The 23032-nt window shown below is 40.1% G+C and carries 21 protein-coding genes; 3 read left to right on the top strand and 18 right to left on the bottom strand.

All coding sequences use genetic code 11. From position 1 onward, the window contains the following. Nucleotides 1-106: 106 nt before the first annotated feature. On the bottom strand, nucleotides 107-1573 hold the full coding sequence (locus QMA08_RS05080) for a sigma-54 dependent transcriptional regulator (protein ID WP_272451682.1): 1467 nt from the start codon (nucleotides 1571-1573) through the stop codon (nucleotides 107-109). Continuing rightward, the gene (locus tag QMA08_RS05075; protein ID WP_007581877.1) at nucleotides 1570-2682 is read right to left on the bottom strand and encodes an ATP-binding protein; all 1113 of its coding nucleotides are present in this window, start codon (nucleotides 2680-2682) and stop codon (nucleotides 1570-1572) included. The genes QMA08_RS05080 and QMA08_RS05075 overlap by 4 nt, the downstream gene beginning before the upstream one ends. Nucleotides 2683-2814: 132 nt before the next feature. Between QMA08_RS05075 and QMA08_RS05070 the strand changes: the two genes are divergently transcribed. Next, nucleotides 2815-3408, top strand: a complete 594-nt coding sequence (locus tag QMA08_RS05070) for a DNA-3-methyladenine glycosylase I (protein ID WP_182752713.1) — start codon at nucleotides 2815-2817, stop codon at nucleotides 3406-3408. A gap of 306 nt (nucleotides 3409-3714) precedes the next feature. Here QMA08_RS05070 and QMA08_RS05065 read toward each other — a convergent pair whose 3' ends face one another. After that, a complete protein-coding gene (locus tag QMA08_RS05065; RefSeq protein ID WP_182682706.1) occupies nucleotides 3715-5151 on the bottom strand; it encodes a sigma-54-dependent Fis family transcriptional regulator in 1437 nt (478 codons plus the stop codon). 424 nt (nucleotides 5152-5575) lie between these two features. Between QMA08_RS05065 and fliS the strand changes: the two genes are divergently transcribed. Beyond that, on the top strand, nucleotides 5576-5977 hold the full coding sequence (gene fliS, locus QMA08_RS05060) for a flagellar export chaperone FliS (protein ID WP_182737100.1): 402 nt from the start codon (nucleotides 5576-5578) through the stop codon (nucleotides 5975-5977). An 8-nt stretch (nucleotides 5978-5985) separates the two neighbouring features. Further along, complete coding sequence (locus QMA08_RS05055; protein ID WP_290173830.1) at nucleotides 5986-6300, top strand: hypothetical protein; 315 nt, start codon at nucleotides 5986-5988, stop codon at nucleotides 6298-6300. A 96-nt stretch (nucleotides 6301-6396) separates the two neighbouring features. Here QMA08_RS05055 and fliD read toward each other — a convergent pair whose 3' ends face one another. From fliD to flgB, 15 genes are all read right to left on the bottom strand, one after another. Then, entirely contained in the window at nucleotides 6397-7806 is a 1410-nt protein-coding gene (fliD, locus tag QMA08_RS05050) for a flagellar filament capping protein FliD (protein WP_290173829.1), read from the bottom strand. A gap of 61 nt (nucleotides 7807-7867) precedes the next feature. Beyond that, entirely contained in the window at nucleotides 7868-8293 is a 426-nt protein-coding gene (locus tag QMA08_RS05045) for a flagellar protein FlaG (RefSeq protein ID WP_182737097.1), read from the bottom strand. A 145-nt stretch (nucleotides 8294-8438) separates the two neighbouring features. Next, a complete protein-coding gene (locus tag QMA08_RS05040) occupies nucleotides 8439-9908 on the bottom strand; it encodes a flagellin (protein WP_182737096.1) in 1470 nt (489 codons plus the stop codon). A gap of 307 nt (nucleotides 9909-10215) precedes the next feature. Further along, a complete protein-coding gene (locus tag QMA08_RS05035) occupies nucleotides 10216-11679 on the bottom strand; it encodes a flagellin (RefSeq protein WP_290173828.1) in 1464 nt (487 codons plus the stop codon). Nucleotides 11680-11955: 276 nt separating this feature from the next. Continuing rightward, nucleotides 11956-13209: a flagellar hook-associated protein FlgL gene (gene flgL, locus QMA08_RS05030; RefSeq protein WP_290173827.1), complete on the bottom strand. Its 1254-nt coding sequence runs from the start codon at nucleotides 13207-13209 to the stop codon at nucleotides 11956-11958. Nucleotides 13210-13211: 2 nt separating this feature from the next. Beyond that, entirely contained in the window at nucleotides 13212-15215 is a 2004-nt protein-coding gene (flgK, locus tag QMA08_RS05025) for a flagellar hook-associated protein FlgK (protein ID WP_290173826.1), read from the bottom strand. A 1-nt stretch (nucleotide 15216) separates the two neighbouring features. Continuing rightward, nucleotides 15217-16233, bottom strand: coding sequence for a flagellar assembly peptidoglycan hydrolase FlgJ (gene flgJ, locus QMA08_RS05020; RefSeq protein ID WP_182712644.1), 1017 nt, complete (start codon nucleotides 16231-16233; stop codon nucleotides 15217-15219). A 172-nt stretch (nucleotides 16234-16405) separates the two neighbouring features. Continuing rightward, entirely contained in the window at nucleotides 16406-17500 is a 1095-nt protein-coding gene (locus tag QMA08_RS05015) for a flagellar basal body P-ring protein FlgI (RefSeq protein ID WP_024592771.1), read from the bottom strand. Nucleotides 17501-17511: 11 nt separating this feature from the next. Further along, nucleotides 17512-18195, bottom strand: a complete 684-nt coding sequence (flgH, locus tag QMA08_RS05010; RefSeq protein WP_002959418.1) for a flagellar basal body L-ring protein FlgH — start codon at nucleotides 18193-18195, stop codon at nucleotides 17512-17514. Between the two features lie 16 nt (nucleotides 18196-18211). Further along, nucleotides 18212-19000 carry a flagellar basal-body rod protein FlgG gene (flgG, locus tag QMA08_RS05005; protein WP_002959420.1) on the bottom strand — a complete coding sequence of 263 codons (789 nt, stop codon included), beginning with the start codon at nucleotides 18998-19000 and terminating at the stop codon, nucleotides 18212-18214. A gap of 21 nt (nucleotides 19001-19021) precedes the next feature. Further along, nucleotides 19022-19765, bottom strand: coding sequence for a flagellar basal body rod protein FlgF (locus QMA08_RS05000; RefSeq protein ID WP_024589964.1), 744 nt, complete (start codon nucleotides 19763-19765; stop codon nucleotides 19022-19024). A 157-nt stretch (nucleotides 19766-19922) separates the two neighbouring features. Beyond that, the gene (gene flgE / locus QMA08_RS04995; RefSeq protein WP_182724506.1) at nucleotides 19923-21293 is read right to left on the bottom strand and encodes a flagellar hook protein FlgE; all 1371 of its coding nucleotides are present in this window, start codon (nucleotides 21291-21293) and stop codon (nucleotides 19923-19925) included. 60 nt (nucleotides 21294-21353) lie between these two features. Next, on the bottom strand, nucleotides 21354-22034 hold the full coding sequence (locus QMA08_RS04990; protein WP_002959427.1) for a flagellar hook assembly protein FlgD: 681 nt from the start codon (nucleotides 22032-22034) through the stop codon (nucleotides 21354-21356). Nucleotides 22035-22047: 13 nt separating this feature from the next. Further along, nucleotides 22048-22479, bottom strand: a complete 432-nt coding sequence (gene flgC, locus QMA08_RS04985) for a flagellar basal body rod protein FlgC (RefSeq protein WP_002959429.1) — start codon at nucleotides 22477-22479, stop codon at nucleotides 22048-22050. A 5-nt stretch (nucleotides 22480-22484) separates the two neighbouring features. Further along, on the bottom strand, nucleotides 22485-22892 hold the full coding sequence (gene flgB / locus QMA08_RS04980) for a flagellar basal body rod protein FlgB (RefSeq protein ID WP_002959431.1): 408 nt from the start codon (nucleotides 22890-22892) through the stop codon (nucleotides 22485-22487). Nucleotides 22893-23032 lie beyond the last annotated feature (140 nt).

Raw genomic sequence — 23032 nt, 5'->3', positions numbered from 1 at the left:
ATGCCAAATAATTAAGCATTAAAATACAATGGGTTACCTTTAATTTGTATTAGTCAGAGTTTTGACAACCCTAAGCTCGCAGCGCAAACTTAGGGTTTATAGGAGGTTATGCAGGAAGTGAAATACCTAAATCGCGCATTTGCGCTAGTTTATAACGTAAAGTTCGTGGGCTTATGCCCAACGTTTCGGCAACGTCTTTACGCTTACCTTGGCAACGTGCAAGGGTTTCTAAAATAATGCGATGCTCTTTGTCTTTAAGCTCATCTTTATAGCTACCGGTATCTGCCGCTAGCAAACCTTGTTTAGGCTCATCCTCTGCATGCGATTTTTCATCATAATATGCAGAGCTTAACGTGCTTTTATCAACACCTTTATCTGCGTGAGCTAATTCTGTTGGCGATACAGTTTGCGCCGGTGCCAATGAAGGCTCCATAACAAAGTTATTAGATACTAAGTTTTCGATAAAAATAGCATGCTCGTTTATTGTGTTACCCGTGCGCAGTATAAGCGCACGCTGTATAACATTATCAAGCTCGCGCACATTACCAGGCCACGCGTGAGCCAGTAACTTTTGCTCGGCAGCTTTATCTAAATACGCCATAGGCTCCTTGCTTTTACTTATATGGCGCTCAATTAAATGCTTAGCCAATACAATAATATCGCCAGGGCGTTGGCACAATGGACGCCACATAAGTGGAAAAACATTAAGCCTGTAATATAAATCTTCTCTAAACTGATTTTCAGACACGGCTTCTTTTAAATCACGATTACTGGTTGCCAAAATACGTACATCGAGCTGAATTGTTTTACGCCCCCCTAAACGCTCTACTTCACGTTCTTGCAGTACGCGTAAAAGTTTAGCTTGTAGTCCTAAGTCCATTTCAGTAATTTCATCAAGTAAAATAGTACCGCCTTGTGCTTGCTCAAACTTACCCGGACATGCTTGAATCGCCCCCGTAAAAGCCCCTTTTTCGTAACCAAATAACGTGGCTTCGAGCATATTTTCAGGAATAGCCGCGCAGTTAATCGCTACAAATGGCTCATTACATCGGCTCGACTTATCATGAATATAACGCGCAAGTACTTCCTTACCCGAACCACTTGGGCCAAGTACCATTACACTTGCATCAGAGCGTGCTACTTTACTTGCAAGCTCCAATAATTGAATACTAGTTGGATCAGCAACAACGGGGCCGTCGGTTTCTTTTGCTTTTTCAGGCAAATAACGGCTCACCATATTTAACAGCACTTCAGGTGCAAATGGTTTTGCCATGTAGTCAATTGCACCTAGGCGCATGGCCTCTACCGCATCGTCAATTGTGGCATACGCCGTCATCATCAATACAGGTAAATCAGGGTGGTTTAATTTAATACTGCGTAGTAAATCAAGTCCACTCATTGCGCCCATTTGCACGTCGCTTACAACAAGCGAAAATTGATCTTTTTTAAGCAGTAACATTGCTTGCTCAGCACTGCTCGCTGCAACACATTCAATACCCGACATTTCAAGGGTATCTATTAAGGCTTCACGAAGCCCTGCGTCATCTTCGACAACTAAAATAGTGTTACTCATAATGACCCCTCTAATTTAGATGTTGCCTTAATAGGCAGTAACAAGCTAAAGCAGGCACCACCCTGCGTATTATTAGTCACATCAACACGGCCTTGGTGCGCACTAGCCACCGAACTCACTACAGCAAGCCCTAAACCTGTGCCCTGACTTTTTGTAGTAAAAAATGGTTCAAAAATTTTATCGCTTTGGCTTAAATCAACACCTGGGCCATTGTCGCTCACACTAATACGAACCATATCTAAATCTTTTAAATCTCTTTGTGCGCTAATTTTTACTTTTGCGCCGCCGCCAATAACTTGAATACTATTGTGCACTAGATTTTGAATAGCACTGGCCAATGCCGTTTTATTACCAACTATTTGTATATCGGGTTCTGGTAAGCTTACATCCAGTTCACTTTCATTAAGTGCGACCATCGCATCGGCACCTGCTTTAACTTCGGTTAAAAGCTGCTGCATTGAAACTTGCTCAACAACTTGCTGATCGCCACTTTTAGCAAATAACAGCATGTCGTTTACTTGAGTTTCTAAATCTTTTAAACGCGACATTAACTTTGTTTGAAAGTTATCGCGAGATGCTTCGGGTAAGCGCTTTGATCCTAAATTAGCAGCGTACAGCATAGCGGCTGAGAGCGGCGTACGGACTTGATGCGCTAACGATGCAACCATTTTCCCCAGCGCGCTTAATCGCTGCATATGTGCAACACGTTTTTGTAAGCGGCGAGTTTCGGTTAAATCCGTCATTAAAATAAGTTGCCCAGGCTCTGGTGCTAAAGCAGTAATATCAAGCTTTATTAGGCGTCCGTCTTTTAAAGACACTTCATGGCCATCATCTTGATGTGGCCTAAAAGAGCGCTGAATAACATTAAACCAGCGTTCGCCTTCAAGTGGCTCGCCAAGCATATCAATCGCTATTTGATTCGCTTTTGCAATCAACCCTTTGCCATCAAGTACAACCACGCCTGCTGGCATGGTATCAACCAAATGCGAAAGCCAACTTGCTTGCTTGCGCAGATCGCTTAATTCACCAATGTACTCCTCTTGAAGTAAACATGGGTTATACTGATTTGCAGAAAAAAACTGTGGTTTTAGCACGCTAGCAAGGGCCATAATCAAATCTCGAATTGATGTAGATATATGTCTAAATGCACGATTTATACCAAAATTTATTTACATACTTATCATTAAGTTACATCAATAATTTGAGCGACATAAAAATGACGCACACAAAAAGGAATAATAATGAGTGAGCAAAAAAAGTGCCGTTGCCCGTGGCTCGACACCACTAAACCCGACTACGTTATTTACCATGATGAAGAATGGGGCGTCCCTCTTTATGATGATACAAAGCTGTTTGAATTTATCACTCTTGAATCAGCGCAAGCCGGCTTAAGCTGGTACACAATTTTAAAAAAGCGCAGCGGTTATAAAAAAGCATTTGCTAATTTTGATGTAGATAAAGTGGCACAATTCACACAAGATGACATTGAGAGATTAATGCTTGATGAGGGTATTGTGCGCAATCGCTTAAAAATTGCGGCAACTGTTAACAACGCAAAGTGCTTTATAGAAATACAAAAAGAATTTGGAAGTTTTAGTAACTACCAATGGCAGTTTGTCGATAATAAACCGATTATAAGTAATTTAAATAACGCTGAGGACTACCCAGCAATTACAGAGGCATCAACTGCATTTGCTAAAGATTTAAAAAAACGGGGTTTTAAGTTTTTAGGCCCAACAACGGTATATGCGCATATGCAGGCCTGCGGTATGGTTAACGATCACAGTAATGATTGTTTTAGGAAAGAAGAAATTATTAAGACTTTTAGTGAGTAAGTGATTTATAACCATAAAAGTGATTAGTTCACAAAGAGGTTAAGAGACGCTGCGCTTTAGAGAAGTAAAGCGTAAGTTGACTATGGTTTCTCATTTACCTTCGTTTTTCTCTTTGTGAAATAACGTTTTATTTAAATGATTAAAAGCTACGCTTTTCACGCGAGCAAGCTCAGCGTCTACCGCCAAGGTTTAAGTTTGGGTTATCTTGTAGACGCCAAGCTTGCTTGCGTGACGGGCAAAGCCCGTAAAGTGATTGATCACAAATGAATAATAAATAACGAAAAGTATTTCACCATTTTCGTACTTCTAATCTCGTGAAAGATTATACTTTTTCATTTTCTCAACGAGTGTTGTTCTGCGAACCCCTAATATCTCTGCAGCGCGAGCTACAACGTAATCATAGCGCTCTAACGCTTGGGTAATTAAGCTTATTTCAAGTTCGGCTAAATAATCTTTAAGTTCAATACCATCATCAGGTAATAGCCCACTACCCGTTTGGCTAAACTCAGCGTCTGGCTCACTTTCGTAATCACTAAAGCCTGTGCTAAATATGTCGTTAAAGGCGTCTTTTTCCATTAACTCTTCAGGGTATTCTGGCTCGTAGGCTTCAACTTCAATGTAACGATATTTGTTAGGTAAATCAGGAATATCAACCACTTTGTCAGGGAACATAATAACCATACGCTCCACCAAATTAGCAAGCTCACGAATATTACCAGGCCAAGCATGTTCTTTTAAGCTCTCAACTGCGCGCTCTGTAAACTTAGCGGTAGAACCAGTCTGGTCGTTAACTCGGCGCATTAACTCTTTTAAAAGCAGCGGAATATCATCAGCTCGCTCACTCAGCGATGGGTTTTCGATAGGGAATACATTTAATCGGTAATATAAATCCTCCCTAAAACTTCCCTCTTCAATCATTGTTTCAAGATTACGATGCGTGGCCGCAATAACGCGTACATCAGCTTGGATAGCCTTTGTACCACCAACACGTTCGTAACTTCGCTCTTGCAATACTCGCAGCAACTTAACTTGCATTTGCAGTGGCATATCGCCTATTTCATCTAAAAATAGCGTTCCACCTTGAGCTAGTTCAAAGCGCCCTTTACGAGCCGATATAGCACCAGTGAACGCGCCTTTTTCGTGGCCAAATAGTTCACTTTCGAGCAGCTCAGCCGGTATAGCACCACAGTTAACTGGTACAAATGGTCCATTAATACGCTTTGAAAGCAAGTGTACATTACGGGCAACCACTTCTTTACCTGTGCCTGATTCGCCTAAAATTAAAACATTAGCATCAGTTTTTGCCACTTGTTCAATTAAAAAGCGAACATCTTTTACGGCCTCTGTTTCACCAACTAACCCATCAAAAGTTTTATGTGGTTTAGAATGCTTATGCTCATTAGGCAGCATACGCTGATACTGCTGGCAGTCGTGAAGTAACTGAGTTGTTACTTCGTGATTAAACGGCTCGCAAATAAGCCCCACTACATTAGCTATACTTAATAGTGGTTTTAGCGTTTCGCCAATTAACAAAAAGGGTAATGTTGGATAGCGTTTAATTAAGCTTTCGTGGTCAAGTGATTGCAACGCTCCTAAAATGATCATGCATTCTTGCTGCTGATATTTTTTGCATTCTTGTTCAAAGCAGTCTTCGCTTAATAGTTGAACAGCTTCACCAATAAAGCCAAGTGAAGCATTTAATCCTATTGCGCGGTTGTTATTATTATCTAAAATCAAGATCATATTTAGCGAGCCGTACTTTCACTAATTTGTATAATTAGTTAAATTGTAAGCCAGTTCAGCATGGATGCAAGTGATAGCGGCAGTTTTTTGACATAAACGCCAAAAAACAGGCGGGCTAGTTAAGTCAATCATACTTAATAGTTAATCATTAAGTATGGGTTATAGTTTTAACTTAGCCATTACTTAACTATTACCTAACTATTACCTAACTATAACTTAGCCCTAAAAATTAATTTACTCTGCAATAAAAATGCTATTGTTAGTAAATAAACTCAATTATAAATTTAAGTTGAAGTTACAAATGCCGATACATAAATAAGTGAAAATGCTTGGCATTAATATTGCTTTGTTCTTATAAAAGCTTAATTAATTTTTTGTATTAGCTTTCACATAATTTTATCGTTTTAAATTTTAGGATTTTCCCATGGCTCATGTCTCAGTAAAAAAATACAGTCAAGTTCGTGCCAGTAGTATTGCCGAAATGGCCCCTTACGAACAAATAAACCTTATATTCAGTAATATCATCGGTCGCTTAGCAGCAACAAAAGGGTTTATTGAGCGCAAAGAAATAGCAAAAAAAGGGGAAAACATTTCAGCATGTATTTTGCTATTTGGTGCACTGCAAGATGCACTTAATTTAGAAGTAGAACAAGACCCTAGTATTTCTAATAATTTATTGGCGCTTTACGATTACTGCCAGCGCCGTTTAACGCAAGCGAACATAAACAACGATATTGAAGCAATTGTGGAAGTATCAAGTATTGTTAAAGAAATTAAAGAAGGCTGGGATAATATTCCGCTAGATCAACGAAGCCCTGCGGTTTAATTTCAATTATGGACTCGCCAACATTTTCAGAGCCATTAACTAACTACTCTGAGCTCATACAAACGTTGCTTAGTAATATTGAAGTGTTAGTAAATGATGATAACGCAGACGAAGCTCGGCCTCTTTTAGACACTTTAAATGTTAAACTAAAGCAATGGTGCGAAAGCAGCGACGGCCCAAGCGCAAAACAATTAGAATTAATTCAGCTTCGTATAAATACTATTTTAGTAAAAGCGAATAGTGCAAAAAACGAATCATCAAAAGCTATTATTAAACATAAAAAATCAGGTAAGGCGATTAAAGCTTATAAAGCAAGTCGCTAAAATCTACTTAAATAGAAAGCACAAAAAAACCGTTTTAAATAACGGTTTTTTTGTGCTTTCTTAATTTAGTTATTAATTTAATATTATATTTATCTACTAAGAGTTATCTCGTACTACGCCTGGCATATTCTCTAATTGAGCTTGAACATAACTGCTGGTGTTATTAAGGCTCGCTACTAATAAATCCATCGCATTATATTGAGCGTATAACCGAGAAGATAACGACTCCATTTTACTAGCAAGGCTCACGCGCTGATCATCTAAATCATCAAGTTGGTTCGTTTTACTGTCTATTCGGTTTTGGATAATACCATCGGAATCCGTATAAAAGCTCAACTTTTCATCAAAGGACTTTGCAAACCCACCATTATCATCGCCTTCATTACCCACGAAAAACTGCTGTACTAAATCAACATCTGCATCTATTTTGTCATCCAATGTTTCACTATTTAGTGTTAAAACACCGTAGCGGTCTGTTTCAACACCTAACTGCGAAAGTGATAACGAGTTCCCGTCACCTAAATCAATAGGATTTGTTATTTCGCTACGAAGCTTTGACATAACGCCTCGAAGTAATGAATCCCCAGCCATAACCCCAACGCCATCTTCGCTTGATGCACCTAGGTTCTTGCTTAGTTCTAATAGCTCATTATAACTTTCGATAAAGCTATTTAAACCAGCTTTGATATTATTATTATTCTCTTTAACCGATATATCACTCAAATCGTCATCTGTGTCGTGTGACTTTTTAGCTGTTATTGTAATACCGTCAATTACTCCGGCAAATTCATTAGATGAGCTACTCACTGTAAGTGAACCATCAATGGTAATAGATGCATCTGTTGCCTCTATTATTTCATCAATATTCTTAACACCATTTAAATCAAAAGCTAATCGCGAAAGTCCATTTAAATCGGTGTTGTCTCCGTCAATATCAGCAACTTCAATATTAATGATGTTATCAACACCACTATTTTTAGCTGAAAAAACCAAATGCTGTCCATCATCGTCAGTAATAATAGTTGCGTTAATACTGTCGTTATCGTTGCTATCATTTATCGCATCACGAATTTCGCTAAGAGTTGCTGTGTCAGACACAAGTATCTCAAAGCTGTTATCGCCAGAGGCCAAGGTAATAGTTCCCTCACCTACAGCAGCTTCAGAATCAAAAGCTTTTGATAAAATTTTATGTTCCGAAGCTAAGTTATTTACCTTTACTGAGTATCCTCCAGGTTGGGCTTCTCCATCAGCACTTATCGATATAAAATCATCGCTGCCTGATGTGCTCCGCTGTTGGAACTTATCGCTATCACCTAATATTTGCATTGAAGTTTGTACTTTTTCAAGCGCTGACTTGAGTGCACCAACAGCTGAAATATCTGTAGTTAAATTACCTTCTCGAGTATTTAAACGAGATTCCGCAGGAGCTTTTTCAGCATTAACGAGTGCATCAACAATATCTGACACAGCTAAACCAGAGCCTAAGCCATTGAACGATATAGACATACTTCACCTCTTTAAATACTTAAAAATACACTAACTTGATATTGGTAATGCAAACTACCGACTAAACTGTTTGGTCGATTAAAATACCAGCAGATTCAGACAATTTAGACACCAAACTTAATACTTCCTCAGAAGGATATTGCTTAATTACTTCACCACTGTTTTTATCGAGCACTTTAATGACATCGCGGCCTGAATCTTCATCAACTTTAAATTGTAAGCTGCGATTCATTTCACCCATAAAGTCCTGCAATTGTTGCGCCATTTGTTCTAGCTGTTCGCGCTCTAAGGGCTGATCTTTTTCATCTTGATTGTTATTTTTGTATTGGTTTTGCTGTAGCTTTTGTTGATTGAGCACTTCCGTTTGCTTTACATCATCAACTGCTCGCTCAGTTAAAGAACGAGCAGCTTGTCCTGTTTGCTTATCATCACCAGCAATGGGAGTCGGTAATGTTGTAATTTCTGCGTTTGAAGTAATTGTATTCATAACAGATTCCTATTTGTACTTAATTAAACCAACAATAGCTTAGTTTATATTCTTAAACCACAAAAGGAGGTAGCTAAAGCCACCTCCTTTTTTAATACTAATACTGACTTTATGCATTAGTTAGCTAACCATTAAGCTATTGCCTTTAACCTATTAAGCTAAGTGCTGCTTGTGGTAACTGGTTTGCTTGCGCCAGGATTGATGTTCCAGCCTGTTGCAATATTTGATTTTTCGTCATTTGCGCTGTTTCTGCCGCAAAATCAGTATCTTGAATGCGACCACGTGATGCAGATACATTTTCTTGAACATTTGCTAAATTACTAATTGTTTGGCTAAAGCGGTTTTGTACCGCACCTAAGTTAGCTCGTTGTGAATCTATTTGCGATAGTGCACCATCAATTACAGCTAAAGCATTTTGCGAACCATCTTGAGTTTTAATATCTACATCTGAAACTTTAGATAGTGCTGCTACACCACCAGCACCAGCATCAGCAGGCGTAGCCGCAACAACATTAAAGTTACTATCAGATGAAAGTTTAATGCTTCCCGCAACAGTTGTGCTATCCGCAGCAGCTAACTGACCATCAAGTGAAATTGGAGTACCCTGCGTCGTTCCGTCTTGAGCAATACCTGCTACGGTCATATCCGCAGTCGCTGCTGTAAAGTCTGCAATTTCAATATCTTTACCGCTTTCGTCTGTCAGTATTAATCGACCATCTTTACTCTCTGCGGTTACACCTGTGTTACTTGTCTCTTCATTGATAGCTGTTGCTAAATCAGTTAAATCATCGGTGCCCGAAACAGAAGCTGATATTTGAACAGAGTTAAGGCTAAAACTTACTGAGTCGCCTGCTGTTAACTTAATTTCAGCTTGCGTTCTAGCGTCAGCTGTAACGCCTGTTGTACCTGACAGCTCATTAATACCTGCAGCAATTGTTTCCGCTGAATTACCAGCACTAGGTGCTGTAGTAAGCGCTGTGCCATCGATACTTAAAGCTCCACCGGCTACCCCATTAGTTGATGCCGTTGCTGTATCTGCTGCAGTGCTCGCTCTACCAAGACCTAAGGCACTACCAGCGGCACCTGCTAGTACTTTATCGAAAGAGCCTATACTATTAGCTGAGATATCTTTTAAAGTAACACCGATTGTTTCATTTGCATTAGAACCAACTTGGAAAGACTTAGTCCCGAATGAACCATCTAGTAACTGCTGACCACCGAAAGACGTTGTTTCTGCAATACGTGTTAGTTCTGTATTTAGCTGCACTACTTCTTTTTGTAAAGCATCGCGGTCTTTGTCTGAGTTAGAGCCATTAGCAGATTGCAGTGCTAATTCACGCATTCTTTGTAAGATGTCGGTAGAAGCTTGCATAGCACCTTCTGCAGTTTGCGCCATTGAAATACCATCATTAGCGTTACGCTGTGCAACACCCAAACCATTAATTTGAGATGTTAAACGGTTTGATATTTGCAGGCCTGCTGCATCATCTTTTGCGCTATTAATACGCATACCCGATGATAAACGCTCCATTGAGGTAGCTAAATTTGAACCTGAAGCTGAAAGGTTACGTTGAGCGTTTAATGAAGATACATTTGTATTTACTGATATAGCCATGATAAGACTCCTGATTACTTTCGTAATATTGCTGTTTTGATTTAACCAAGAGCTGCCATAAATACATGTTCAGCTCCGTACTGATTAAGTTAACGGCAGGAGGTAAATTATCTTTAGAAGTATTTTAGAAATAAACTGGTTTATTCGTTAAAAAAAAGCTAACCGACTGTTTTAAAAGGTTAGTTATTTTAAATGAGTTTAAAATACAATTTACATATTATGCTTTTAGTTGATTTTAACAACCCAAAAATAAAAAACGCACTTAATAAAGTGCGTTTATATATTTAGTCACTAGTTGAACTAATAATTAACCGCCTAATAAGCTAATTGCCGCTTGCGGTATTTGGTTTGCTTGCGAGAGTATTGAAGTGCCCGCTTGTTGTAATATTTGGTTTTTAGTCATTTGTGCGGTTTCAGTTGCAAAATCTGTATCTTGAATACGACTACGCGATGCCGACACATTTTCTTGAACATTGGCTAAATTACTAATTGTCTGGCTGAAGCGATTTTGTACCGCACCTAAATTTGCTCGTTGCGAATCTATTTGTGATAGCGCGCCATCTATAACAGCTAAAGCGCTTTGCGAGCCGTCTTGGGTTTTAATATCAATATCAGAAACTTTTGTTAAAGCAGAAACACCACCAGCGCCAAAGTCCGCCGCTGTGGCAGCAACAACACTAAAGCTATTATCAGATGAAAGTTTAATACTACCAGCTATAGTTGTACTATCTGCTGCAGTCCCCTGACCGTCAAGTGAAATTGGAGCGGCCTGCGTTGTTCCATCTTGGGCTATTCCAGCGACAGTCATGTCAGCCGTAGCTGCTGTAAAGTCTGCAATTTCGATATCTTTACCGCTTTCGTCTGTCAGTATTAATCTGCCATCTTTACTTTCTGCGGTTACACCTGTATTACTTGTCTCTTCATTAATTGCTGTTGCTAAATCAGTTAAATCATCGGTACCCGAAACAGAAGCTGATATTTGAACAGAGTTGAGCGTAAAGCTGACAGAGTCGCCAGCTGTTAGCTTAATTTCAGCTTGTGTCCTAGCATCGGCTGTAACACCTGTGGTCCCTGATAACTCGTTTATTGTTTCTGCAATTGCGCTTGCTTCACTACCAGCAGCAGGGTTCGCTGCTAATTGAGTTCCATTGACTGTTAAAGCACCAGTACCAACAAATCCATTGTTAGATGCTGCACCATCGTTAGCCGCCGCACTAGCCCTACCCAAACCAGCTGTACCAACTAACACTTTATCAAATGATCCTATACTATCTGCAGAAACATTTTTAAGTGTTAGCCCTATAATTTCGTTTGCATTAGCTCCGACTTGAAAAGATTTCGTGCCGAAATCGCCATTTAATAATTGCTGACCACCAAATTGGGTTGTTTCTGCGATCCTTGTAAGTTCTGACTTGAGTTGAACGACTTCTTTTTGAAGAGCATCACGATCTTTATCTGAGTTTGAACCATTTGCAGACTGCAAGGAAAGCTCTCGCATTCTTTGTAAAATATTAGTAGATGCCTGCATAGCACCTTCGGCTGTTTGCGCCATTGAAATACCATCATTAGCATTTCGTTGAGCAACAGCTAGGCCATTTATTTGGGACGTTAATCTATTTGAAATTTGTAGGCCTGCGGCATCATCTTTTGCGCTATTGATACGCATACCAGAAGCTAGGCGCTCCATTGAGGTTGCTAAGCCTTCGCCAGATTTAGTTAAGTTACGTTGTGCGTTTAGTGACGACACATTAGTATTTACTGTTAATGCCATTTTACCATCTCCTAGGTTTAAACAGAGTGTGGTTCAACACGATTTAACAGGAACCACTGTTCGATAATTTCTTATAATAAGAAAAGCATTTACTGTGCCAACTTTAATTTGTTTTTAAGTACCTGTTTTTAAATGCAAATTAATAAATTCTTGGGGATTGTAAATAATTAGTGAAGTTATTTAGAAGGGCGTGACATTTTTTTGCCGCAAAGTATTGCCGCTTTAAAGTAGGTAAAGCGGCAAGGTAATTCTGCTTATAATCTGCTTATAACTTGCTTATAAGTAATCGAATAATGAAAGGTTAGTTAAACGGCCAAAAGTTGCTTGCGATGCTTGCAGTGCCGTTTCTTGCTTAGTCAGTTCGCTAATAGCTTCTGCCATATCAACTTCAACTAAGTTAGAGCGATTACTTTTATTTTGAATATCGAGTGCTAAGTTTGAATCACTTACTCTTTCAAGCGCGTTCATACGCCCGCCTAAACTTGCTTGGGTAAACACGACTTGCTCACTGGCGTTTTGTAATTGCACTAAGCCATCAGCAAGTACTTGCTGAAAGTCATCACCTTCAAGTGTGCCATCGTTAAGGCCGGTAATAAGTGCTTGCAACGTATTAAGTACGTTTTCTTTGCCTGGTTTTTCAAGGCTAAAATCGAGTTGACCTGGTGCTGTGCCTTCAAATTCAATTTTCATACCTGCAAAATCGATAGGCTCATCAGTAACTTCACCTGTTACTGCGGGGGTTAATGCTGCGCCGTCTCGGTATATTTCGTAGGTTTGTGGATCTGTTGCTGTAGCACCAGGGCTTACTAATACACTATATGTATTTGCAGTTGCTAGAGCTGTTGGGTCTGCGTTGTAATTTGCTTGATGAAACTTATCAAACTCAGCTTGGCCGTCAACATATACACTTGCCGCTGTAATAGAGCCTGAAACACTTGCCGTGTTAGATTCTACATTTAATCGCGCGTTAGTTTTTTCAAACGTATCAAAGCCGTTATCACTTGCCTTAATTGATACACCTTCAGCTATAGTTATTTGGTGCTGGCCTTGGTCGCCATTATAGGTGTACATACCCGCCGCAGAATCAAACTGATACGGCTGCGTACTGTCTTGGTATCCTGAAAATATGAATTTTCCGTCTTCTGATCGGGTGTTCATTAAGTTAACTAGCGTTTGTTGAATGCCACTAAGTTCTGATGCAAACGTCTTTAAATCGTCCTTAGTATAAACACCATTACCAGCCTGAATAGTGAGCTCTTGCGCTTGTTGAATATTACTATTTATACTTTGTAATACGCTTTCTTCTGTTTCTAGGCGGCCATTTAGCTGATCGATATTTTTAGTGTATTGCTCATTCGTTTGTATTTTATTTGAATACAGCATAGCTTGCGAAATAGCAGCTGGCGCTTCTGAGGTGGTTAAATACTTTTCACCTGTTGTTACTCGCTCTTGAGCATTTGCAACACCTTGTTGGTTGTCGAGTATTTTATTTATGTTGTTTTGGTACATTAAATTATTTGATAAACGCATAATTACCTCGCCGCATTTAATAAGGTGTCAAAAATTTCTTGAGCTGCTGCTAAAACTTGTGCTGATGCTGAATATGATTGTTGAAAACGCAGTAAATTTGCGGCCTCTTCATCTAGGTTTACTCCAGATAACGACTCGTACCATGCCTCAGATTGCTGTGCTAGAGCATCAAATGCAGCCCCACTTGTGATTGCTTGGCCGGTTATAACACCTATATCACTCACTAATCCTGAATAAGCTTGGTTGAACGTTTTATGGTTGTCGGCCGTTGCTGTTGTTTCTACGTTTAAGCGTACTAACTCACCATTTTGTAAATCAGCTAATTTTAAGCCATTACGGTTATCATCAAAGCCGCCTTCGTTAAACTCAAGTGTAAAGGTGTCGCCTGTTGCTGGTGTACCTTCTATATCAAAATCGAATCCGTAGGTATCAAATGGAGCGCCCGCTTGCGATAACATTCCTTTTGCAGGAGGCGTAATAGTAAAAGTACTCGTTCCGCTATTATCAGTAATTTGATATTCGTTAGCATTACCTGTTTTAACAAGCGTTATTTCACCGTTTGTTAAGCCTGGTGCTGTAGTAAAACCACCGGAGGTAACACTTGTTACTTCTCCCGCTGAAATAGTAGCGGTACCTATATTATTTAAATCGTTAGCAGTACGGATTGGCGATGCTAGTGCTAAATCTTCTGCGCGCCCTGTTGCAAGTGTAATACTTGAAGCGGCATCTGAATTAAGCTTTATTTGAAATTGATCCCCCTCAACACCAGCCCCAGATACATTTACTTGAAGACCAAATGATTCGCCTGAGGTAATAGTCGATGAATCAATAACACCTGTCGATATATCAGCAAGTGAAGGCTGCCCTAACGGATCGCCTTTGTTATCTATAGGCTGAATACTTACTTCATTAGCATTAGCTGTATAAGTAATAATAAAGTCACTGGCAGGAAGTTCACTGCCCTTACCTGGCTCTACTGTTGCAGTCATACCGGCAGTACCTGTGTTAGCTTGATACGCATAAGCGCCAACGGTAGGTATATTAAAAATATTACCCCCTAGCTGACCTGTTGCATCCATACCCAATTTGTTTTGTTCGTTAAATGCATCAGCAATAGCTAAGCCCATTTGACCAATTTGGTTTTGCGCAGGGACTAATATGTCATCTCTAAAAGCAAGTAAACCGCCAATTTTGCCTTTAAGCTTGCTTACATCAACTTCAAGCGGCACAGCTTTGCCACCATTAACGTCAAGCGTGAATTCTTTAAAGTTAGGATCAGGATCCCCTGTCATCGAAAATAAGTTAAATGCGCCATTTTGCATAACAACCGCTTCGCCTGTGCCCATAAAAACGAGTTTTTCGCCATTTGGACCATCAAGCGTTTCTATGTCTATTAGCTCTGATAAGTCGCGTATTGCTTTATCGCGTTCGTTGTAGGTAGAGCTGGCATCTGCGGCGTTATTAGTGCCATTAACTGCTGCAATATTTTGATTTAGCGTGCTAATACTTTGAATGAGTGAGTTTGCTTCATCTGAAAATATTTCGAGTTGCTCGTTTACTATACTTTTTTGATCAAGCACGATGCCCGAAAGCCTATCCATTTGATCAATTAAGCTTTGCGCATCTGTCATCACTAATGAGCGAGCAACAGTAGACGAGGGCTGATTTAGCGCTTCTTGCACGTTATTAAATAAAGAGTTAATACCAGTCGAAAGATTATTCGACTCTTCAGAAAAAATAGTATCAACTCGATTAGCCTCAGTAATAAACTGATCGAAAAACGATTTATTAGAGGTGTCACGATTTAGCTGTGACTGAGCAAACTCATTTAGTAATCGGTATGTTTCGCCTCGCCCTACTTGGTTGTCAACCATAGTAGTAAACTCTGTACGCTCACGCACATAGCCTTCGGTATTTACATTGGCGATATTTTTACTTGTCGTTTGCAGTAGCTCCGAGCTTGCTCTAACCCCAGAACTGGCAATGTTCAATAAATTAAACGACATGTTACTCTACTCCTTGGCGGATCACGTTTGCCGCAATGTCTTTTAGCTGACTGCTATTGAGCACTTTTTTTATTTTGCTGGCATAATTTGGATCGGTTGCATAACCTGCTTTTTGTAATGAATCTAAAAAGTCGTTTGGTTTAGCTGTATTTTGTAATGCTTCTTTGTAGCGTGGGTTTTGCGTTAAAAAATCAACGAAGTCGTTCACGCTGTCTTTAATTGAATCGTAGGCTCTAAAGCTGGCTTGTTTTTTAACGGGTGTACCTTGCTCAAACTCAAGCGTTATTTTGCTTGCTTTATCACCTTCCCAGCTTTTATCTGACTTAATATTAAACAAGTTATTTGAGCTGCCACCGTCACTTTTATTAATAATGTGTTTACCCCAACCGGTTTCAAGTGCCGCTTGTGCAACCATTACCGCAGGATTTAAACCAATTTTTTGCGCTGCCGTTTTAGCGTGTTCCCACACTGAACTTACAAACTCTTCTGCATTTTTAAATGTTGGGCTATCGGTTTTAGACTCTGCAGTATCGACTTTAGGCTCAGCAATATCGGCTTTAGTACTCTTAACGATAAGATCGGGTTGCTTATTTTTTTGCTCATGAGGAAGAGCGGAACCGACTTGCGTATCGCTAAAAATATCGTTGGTTGTTCTAAGCACCGAGCCTGGCATAAAGTTTTTAGACTCAGGCGATAACTGCTGAACTATTAGATCGGCAAGGCCTAACGAGCCATTTGATGAAAGCTCTGTTGAAAGTTGCTGATCGTGCATTTCTTCAAAAAACTTTACGCCACTTGAATTAAATGGGCTGTCTTTGTCTTCAAATGCTTCGTTAGCTTTGCGCATTCCTTTGAGCAACATTTGCGTAAAAATAGCTTCAAATTGTGCGGCCGCTTTTTTGAGCGCAGCTTTAGAGGCATCAGTTGATGCATCGCCACTGGTTAAGGCTTCTTTACGAAGTGAATCTAAGTTGCCTAAATCAAAAAAGTTTTGTTTATCGAGGTGATTAGTTTCCATCGGCTTTTTGACACAAAATGAATAATGCAGTTAAAAATGCAAAAATTGAGCCACTACAGATAAAACAAGGAAGATAAAAATAATAAACTTAAGTTGCTGTAAATAAAAAGCCCTATATCTTGTTTCAAAACTATAGGGCTTAAGTAATACGTTATTTATTGGCTTGAGTTATTTATATAACAACTAACTGTCCGTTAATTGCGCCGGCTTCTTTTAGTGCTTCTAAAATAGCCATTAGATCACCAGGCGCTGCGCCTACTTCGTTAATTGCGCGAACTAAATCGTCAAGGCTTACACCTGGATTAAATACAAAGGCGCGCGAGTCGTCTTGGTTTACATCAATAATGCTCTGCTGCGTGACAACTGTATCACCGTTTGCTAGCGGATTTGGTTGTGACACGTTTTGTTGTTCTGCAATTGTTACTGTTAAGCCACCATGAGTTATAGCCGCAGGCTGAAGCTTAACGTTTTTGCCAATGACAATTGTACCGGTGCGCGAGTTAACTATAATTTTAGCGGCCATGTCAGCTGGTTTAAATTCTAAGTTTTCGAGTGTTGATAAGTACGATACACGCTGGGATGCATCGCGTGGTGCTATAACACGAATAGAAACAGAATCTATTGCTTGTGCGCTATTTGGGCCAACTAAGTCATTAATTGTTTTTTCTAGGCGTTTTGCCGTCGTAAAGTCTGGGCGGTTTAGGTTGAAGGTAATGTAATCGCCTTGCATAAATGGGCTTTCTACGGTGCGTTCAACTGTTGCGCCATTTGGTATACGACCAACTGTAGGCGTGTTAATTACAACCTTACTGCCATCAAGACCTTGTGCACCTAAGCCACCGACAATTAAACTACCTTGTGCAATTGCGTACACGTTACCGTCTACACCTTTTAAAAAAGTTTGTAGTAAAGTACCACCACGCAAGCTGCCTGCACTACCAATAGAAGAAACCGTAATATCTATTGTTTGTCCGGGTTTTCTAAATGCGGGTAATTCTGCATGCACCGCCACAGCGGCAACATTTTTAATTTTAGGACTTTGAGTTGAAGGTAGCGTAATACCAAAGCTGTTCAACATGCCTCTAAAACTTTGTTGTGTATATGAGTTTTGCTCGCCAGTGCCTGGCAAACCAACTACTAAGCCATAACCGACTAATTGGTTAGAGCGTACGCCTTCAACCATAGACACATCTTTTATGCGCTCAGCACTGGCAGTAAACTGCCAACCTAATAACACAACTAAACATAAAGCTTTAAGGCTATTCATGTTGTTACCCTCTAAAATGGAAACAGCGAACTGCTAAAGAAACGTGTAAGCCAACCAGGACTTTGCGCCTCTTGCGTTTGCCCTTTACCTGAGTATTGAATACGTGCATTAGCAATACGATTTGATTCAACCGTATTATCGGCGCTTACGTCTTGAGGGCGTACTAGCCCTTCTAAACGAATAAACTCTTCGCCGGTATTAAGCGTTAGCCATTTTTCGCCGCGTATAACTAAATTACCGTTAGGTAAAACGCGCATTACATTAACCGAAATATCGCCCACTAAGCTGTTTGACTGGTTTGATTTTGAATCACCCGTAAACGACGAATCACTACCAATACCAAACTGGATACTATCGCCACCTATATTTACAGGTAGACCACCTAAGCCAATCACTGGGTCTAAGCTTGCGTCAGTTTCTTTGTCTGTTTCTGTTTTAGCGGCCTTTGTTGCTTGAGTAGACTCTTGCAATTTAACCGTAATTATATCGCCAGTACGTAGCGCTTTTTTATCGGAATATAAGTCGTTTGATGTATGAGTATTAAACAATGAACCTGTGGCTACCAGCGGCTCTAAAATGGGCTCGGGGTACATAGGTGCGTAGTAAGGGTCGTCCTGCACTACCTCACTATTTTGCGTAGACATACAGCCACTTAAAAATAATGTGCCCGCTGCAAATAAAATAATATTACGCATAATTCCCCCTATTCTATTAAAGCTGTTGATTGATATAACTCATCATTTCGTCAACGGCCGAAATTACTTTTGAGTTCATTTCGTAAATACGCTGAGTTTCGATTAGGTTTACCAGCTCTTCAGTCACATTTACGTTTGAAGTTTCGAGTGAGCCTTGAATAATACTACCTAACCCTTCAACACCAGGATTACCTTGTACAGGCGCACCACTTACAGCCGTTTCGGTATAAAGGTTTTGACCAATTGGCTCAAGACCCGATGGATTAATAAAGTCACTAATAGTCAGCTGACCAATTACAACGTTATCTGCTTGGCCTGCAACACGTACAGATACTTCGCCGTCTTGGGAAACCGTAATTGATTGCGCGTCATCTGGTACATTCATTTCTGGCTGAATAACGTAACCTGCGCCCGATGTTACAATTCGTCCATCGCCATCAGTAGTAAACTGACCATTGCGCGAGTAAGCAATATTGCCATCTGGTTGCAGTACTTCAAAAAAACCTTCGCCAGAAATCATCCAATCTAGTGAGTTTTCGGTGGTCAACATGTTGCCTTGCGTAAACTCTTTTTGGTTAGCTACAACTTTAGCACCCGCACCTAACATTAAGCCCGACGGCATTTCGGTATCTTGCGATGAACGACCACCCGGTTGATTAATATTTTGATAAAGTAAATCTTCAAATATAGCGCGGCTTTTTTTGTAACCTACGGTACTGGCATTCGCTAAATTATTTGAGATAACCGATATATCGGTTTGTTGAGCGTCTAGCCCCGTTTTACTGATCCACAATGCTGGATTCATAATCGTGTCCTCACTTTAAAGTTAAACTATGCGTAATAACTGATCTTGACGCTCGTCAATTTCTTCAGCTGTTTTCATTAATTTCACTTGTAATTCAAATTGGCGCTGGTGGCTTATCATGTCGACCATTTCGTGAACCGGATTCACATTCGACATTTCAAGCGAACCACTTAAAACTTTTACATTGGCAGAGGTATCTACTGTTACATTTGCTTTTGGTCTAAATAAACCGTCGTTACCTTTTTCGAGCTGTGAGCTATTTGCTTCAACAACTCTAAGCGTGTCGATTTCTTCTAAAAAGTTAGCAGGAGCGCCTTGTGGTCGAACTTGAATAGCGCCATCTTGGCTAAACCCTATTTTTTCGACTGGGACGGGTAAAATAACAGGTCCCCCTTCGCCAATAACTTGACGACCATGGCTGGTTACGAGCATACCTTGAGCTGTAATGTTTAACGTACCCACTTTTGTGTAAGCTTCATTACCGGAGGCATCTTGCACAGCAAGCCATGCGTTATCGCTCATTGCGATATCTAAGTCTCGCCCGGTTTGAACAATGCCACCCGATACCATGTTTGAACCCGGACGCTCTTGCATTGAAAATACACGTGTAGGCAAACCTTCGCCAAACGCTTGCATAGAACGCGCCTGGGCAAAGTCAGCTTTAAATCCTGTTGTATTTGCATTCGCCAAATTATTGGCTTTAAGCGCAAGCCCTTGTAGGCTTTGCTTAGCGCCAGAGGCCGCAATGTAGACCATTTTGTCCATAGTATCGACTCACATAAAAAATCTCTGAACTTATAAATGCAAAATAGGTGCCAGATTAAATTTGACGCAACATTGAGAGGTATTTAGAAGGGCTTACAAAGAGGACTTATAAAAAAGGCTGCAAAAATGCAGCCTAATATATTTAATGGGGTTTAGCTTATCGAATCTGCAAAATACTTTGCTGAATAGTTGAGTTAACTTCAAGCGCACGTGAGTTTGCTTGGTAATTACGCTGTGCAGTAATTAAGTCTACAAGCTCGTTTGTAAGATTAGTATTTGATTGCTCAAGCGCTGATGAGTTAATTCCACCAAACGTACCCGAACCGGCTTCACCCGCTACAGGTTCACCTGAATCAATACTTTGCTTCCAGCTTGTATCACCCACTTGTGATAACCCTTGTGAATTTGGAAAACGTACCATAGCCACTTGGCCTAGGAATGTTGAGTCACCATTACTGTAAGAAGCGACAATTTTACCGTCTGTTCCTATATCAATTCCGGCTAAACGACCTACTGTTGAGCCATCTTGATCGAGTGCTTTTACTTCAAAACCACTTGAATACTGAGTTGGGATACGTCCAGCTGTGTTGTTTTCATCGCGCCAGTTAAGCTCAATACCAGTACCTGGGAAAGTTGCACCATTGTCTAGTAATGTTGATAAGCCAGTACCAGAACCCGCTGGTAGTAGTATTTCATCAAAAGTAGTTGTATTTGTATTTGCTACACCGCCTGTTGTTGATGGTAAACCACTTGAGTTAAAACCTAGGGTGGTCAGTGGTGTATAAGGTGTCGTTGTTTGTTCTCCACCAGTTGTGGCATCAACTACTTTGCCATCGAGTGTTGCGTATACTTCCCAACTGTTATCTGTACCACCTGCTGCGGCATCATCTTCTTTAGCAAAAAAGTATTGTAAAATGTGTGGTTCACCTAGTGAATCATATACCGTTGTTGACGTAGATGAGTTATAAGTACCACTAGATGTTGGGTCAAAAGCAATACCCGGAGCATCTGCTGTTGCATCTAAGTTAAACGACAAAAATACATTTTCTGTTGCGCGAGGTGAACCAGACGAATCAGGGATTTGAATTGGATCAGTTGTGCTCAAACTTACCGACGTTGTATCACCTGTAGATGAGTCAACAGGGAATGCTTGTAAAAAGTTACCTTTTGCGTCAACCATAAAGTTATCTTGGTTAAGCTTAAATGCACCCGCACGTGTATATGTTAAATCTTGCGAAGATAAATCGTCTGTCATCGCAAAATAACCTTCACCAGTGATTGCTAAATCAAGTGAGTTATTTGTAAATTGTAGTGAGCCTTGATGAAACTGCTGCGCAACCATGGTTGTTTGCACACCGTCACCATTTTTAGTCTTACCAGAGCTAAATACTGACGATGCGTAAACATCGGCAAACTCAGCGCGTGACTCTTTAAAACCTGTAGTATTAACGTTTGCAATATTATTTGCAGTTACGTCTAAATCTTTTTGTGCGGCAGCTAAGCCAGTTAATGCAATATTGAAGCTCATAATTCACCTCTAACCTGTTAATATTTAGCCTGCTGACAGGCGAAGTATAATTAAAATTTATTACGCGATTTCTGCGACGTCTGTCAGCCTAACCGCACCTTCTTTAGTGTTAATAATAATGCCACTTGAGCCATTAATATTAACGCTTTCAATGTTCTTGAACGTAGCAATGGGTAAGCTTGAAAATTCACCGTCAGTACTTCCTTCGGCGGTTACTGAGTATTCACCTTCAGGTAAACGCTCACCAGCTTCATTTTTGCCATCCCACGCAAAACGTACCGCACCTGCTGGCTGAGAACCCATATCAATAGTTCTTACTAGCTGACCTGATGCATCAGTAACTTTAATTTTTAAGTTATCAACGGCTTCTTCTGCCACTGCAGAGCCTCTGGCATCACCTGTTTCATTTAAATCCAGGGTGTTTGACTCTAGTAAAGCTTGTTTGCCTACAAGTGTAGATGCTTGCAGTGCTGAATTAGATGTCATTGAAGAGGCTAAAGATTCAAAGTTAGTATTTAAATCTGTAATCCCTTGCGCCATCGTAAAGCTCGTCATTTGAGCAATCATTTGGTCATTATCCGCAGGGTTACTGGGATCCTGATACGATAATTGCTGAGTTAACAAAGAGAAAAAGTCTTCTTGTGTTAACGCATCACTCTCATTATCACTGGTAGCAACTTGTTGCTCTTGCCAGCGTATAGAGTCTAAATAGGATGAAGATGTACTAATATCGTTACTCATAACCTACCCTCGGTTACCGCTGCCCTAGCAACAGTGTTTTACTTAGCATTTGCTTAGCTGCATCAGCAACTTGCACGTTTGTTTGGTAAGAACGAGAGGCAGAAATCATATTTGCCATCTCCTCTACAACATTAACGTTGGGTTTATAGATATAGCCATTTTCATCCGCACTTGGATGGTTTGGGTTATATTCAATTTGTAATGGTGCATCGCTTTCAACAATGCCCAAAACTTTAACACCAACTGCGGAGCCCTGCTGGTTACTTACTGATGCTGAAGCCTTTGTTAGCTCAGCCGCAAATACAGGTTGGCGCGCTCGGTACGTTTTGTCTTGAGATGAACTAATGGTGTTAGCATTAGAAATATTACTAGCTGTAGTATTTAAGCGAACGTTTTGTGCGCTCATACCCGAACCTGCAATATCGAAAACATTATATAAACTCATAATTTTTATCCTTGACTACCGAGAGCTTTATTCAGGCCTTTAAATTTGCCGCTTAAAAATTGCAAGCTGGCCTGATACTCCATAGCATTCTGTGTATACAAGTTTCGTTCCACTTGTATATCAACCGAGTTACCATCACCAGTATCTGATTGATTTGGCAAACGAAATGATTCTGAACTGCCCATACTATGAGTACCTCCACCAATGTGTTTATCATTAGTTCTTACCATAGTATTGCCGCTTTGCTGGGTTGACCTTGCCGCTTTTAAAGCAGAGGCAAAATCAATATCTTTTGCTTTATAGCCAGGCGTATCAGCGTTAGCTATATTAGTTGCAATTAATTCTGCTCGCTGTGAACGGATCAACATGGCTTGCGGATGCACACCTAATGCTTTATCAAAACTGATAGCCATAACCTTCTCCAAAAAATTGACTTACCCATTAATAAAGCAAAAAATAAGCCATTAATATTAGGGCATGCTATATTTTTATAAGGCTATGTATCTAAATAGAAAAACGACGCTAGGTGCGTCGTTTTAGGGAAGGGAGTTAG

This window comes from Pseudoalteromonas sp. APC 3355 (assembly GCF_030407615.1).
GTDB classification, from domain to species: domain Bacteria; phylum Pseudomonadota; class Gammaproteobacteria; order Enterobacterales; family Alteromonadaceae; genus Pseudoalteromonas; species Pseudoalteromonas distincta.
The sequence above is the reverse complement of the archived record's forward strand: the minus strand, read 5'-3'. Positions and strand labels throughout refer to the sequence as shown.

Bases quoted from the DNA above. Each gene is read 5' to 3' on its own strand.
- flgC (WP_002959429.1), bottom strand. From the start codon at position 22,479: ATGAGTTTATATAATGTTTTCGATATTGCAGGTTCGGGTATGAGCGCA.
- QMA08_RS05070 (WP_182752713.1), top strand. From the start codon at position 2,815: ATGAGTGAGCAAAAAAAGTGCCGTTGCCCGTGGCTCGACACCACTAAA.
- QMA08_RS05065 (WP_182682706.1), bottom strand. From the start codon at position 5,151: ATGATCTTGATTTTAGATAATAATAACAACCGCGCAATAGGATTAAAT.
- QMA08_RS05015 (WP_024592771.1), bottom strand. From the start codon at position 17,500: ATGAATAGCCTTAAAGCTTTATGTTTAGTTGTGTTATTAGGTTGGCAG.
- flgJ (WP_182712644.1), bottom strand. From the start codon at position 16,233: ATGGAAACTAATCACCTCGATAAACAAAACTTTTTTGATTTAGGCAAC.
- fliS (WP_182737100.1), top strand. From the start codon at position 5,576: ATGGCTCATGTCTCAGTAAAAAAATACAGTCAAGTTCGTGCCAGTAGT.
- flgG (WP_002959420.1), bottom strand. From the start codon at position 19,000: ATGAATCCAGCATTGTGGATCAGTAAAACGGGGCTAGACGCTCAACAA.
- flgH (WP_002959418.1), bottom strand. From the start codon at position 18,195: ATGCGTAATATTATTTTATTTGCAGCGGGCACATTATTTTTAAGTGGC.
- flgL (WP_290173827.1), bottom strand. From the start codon at position 13,209: ATGCGTTTATCAAATAATTTAATGTACCAAAACAACATAAATAAAATA.
- flgB (WP_002959431.1), bottom strand. From the start codon at position 22,892: ATGGCTATCAGTTTTGATAAAGCATTAGGTGTGCATCCGCAAGCCATG.
- QMA08_RS05040 (WP_182737096.1), bottom strand. From the start codon at position 9,908: ATGGCTATATCAGTAAATACAAATGTATCTTCATTAAACGCTCAACGT.
- QMA08_RS04990 (WP_002959427.1), bottom strand. From the start codon at position 22,034: ATGAGTAACGATATTAGTACATCTTCATCCTATTTAGACTCTATACGC.
- QMA08_RS05045 (WP_182737097.1), bottom strand. From the start codon at position 8,293: ATGAATACAATTACTTCAAACGCAGAAATTACAACATTACCGACTCCC.
- QMA08_RS05035 (WP_290173828.1), bottom strand. From the start codon at position 11,679: ATGGCATTAACAGTAAATACTAATGTGTCGTCACTAAACGCACAACGT.
- QMA08_RS05080 (WP_272451682.1), bottom strand. From the start codon at position 1,573: ATGAGTAACACTATTTTAGTTGTCGAAGATGACGCAGGGCTTCGTGAA.
- fliD (WP_290173829.1), bottom strand. From the start codon at position 7,806: ATGTCTATATCGTTCAATGGCTTAGGCTCTGGTTTAGCTGTGTCAGAT.
- flgE (WP_182724506.1), bottom strand. From the start codon at position 21,293: ATGAGCTTCAATATTGCATTAACTGGCTTAGCTGCCGCACAAAAAGAT.
- QMA08_RS05055 (WP_290173830.1), top strand. From the start codon at position 5,986: ATGGACTCGCCAACATTTTCAGAGCCATTAACTAACTACTCTGAGCTC.
- flgK (WP_290173826.1), bottom strand. From the start codon at position 15,215: ATGTCGTTTAATTTATTGAACATTGCCAGTTCTGGGGTTAGAGCAAGC.
- QMA08_RS05075 (WP_007581877.1), bottom strand. From the start codon at position 2,682: ATGGCCCTTGCTAGCGTGCTAAAACCACAGTTTTTTTCTGCAAATCAG.
- QMA08_RS05000 (WP_024589964.1), bottom strand. From the start codon at position 19,765: ATGGACAAAATGGTCTACATTGCGGCCTCTGGCGCTAAGCAAAGCCTA.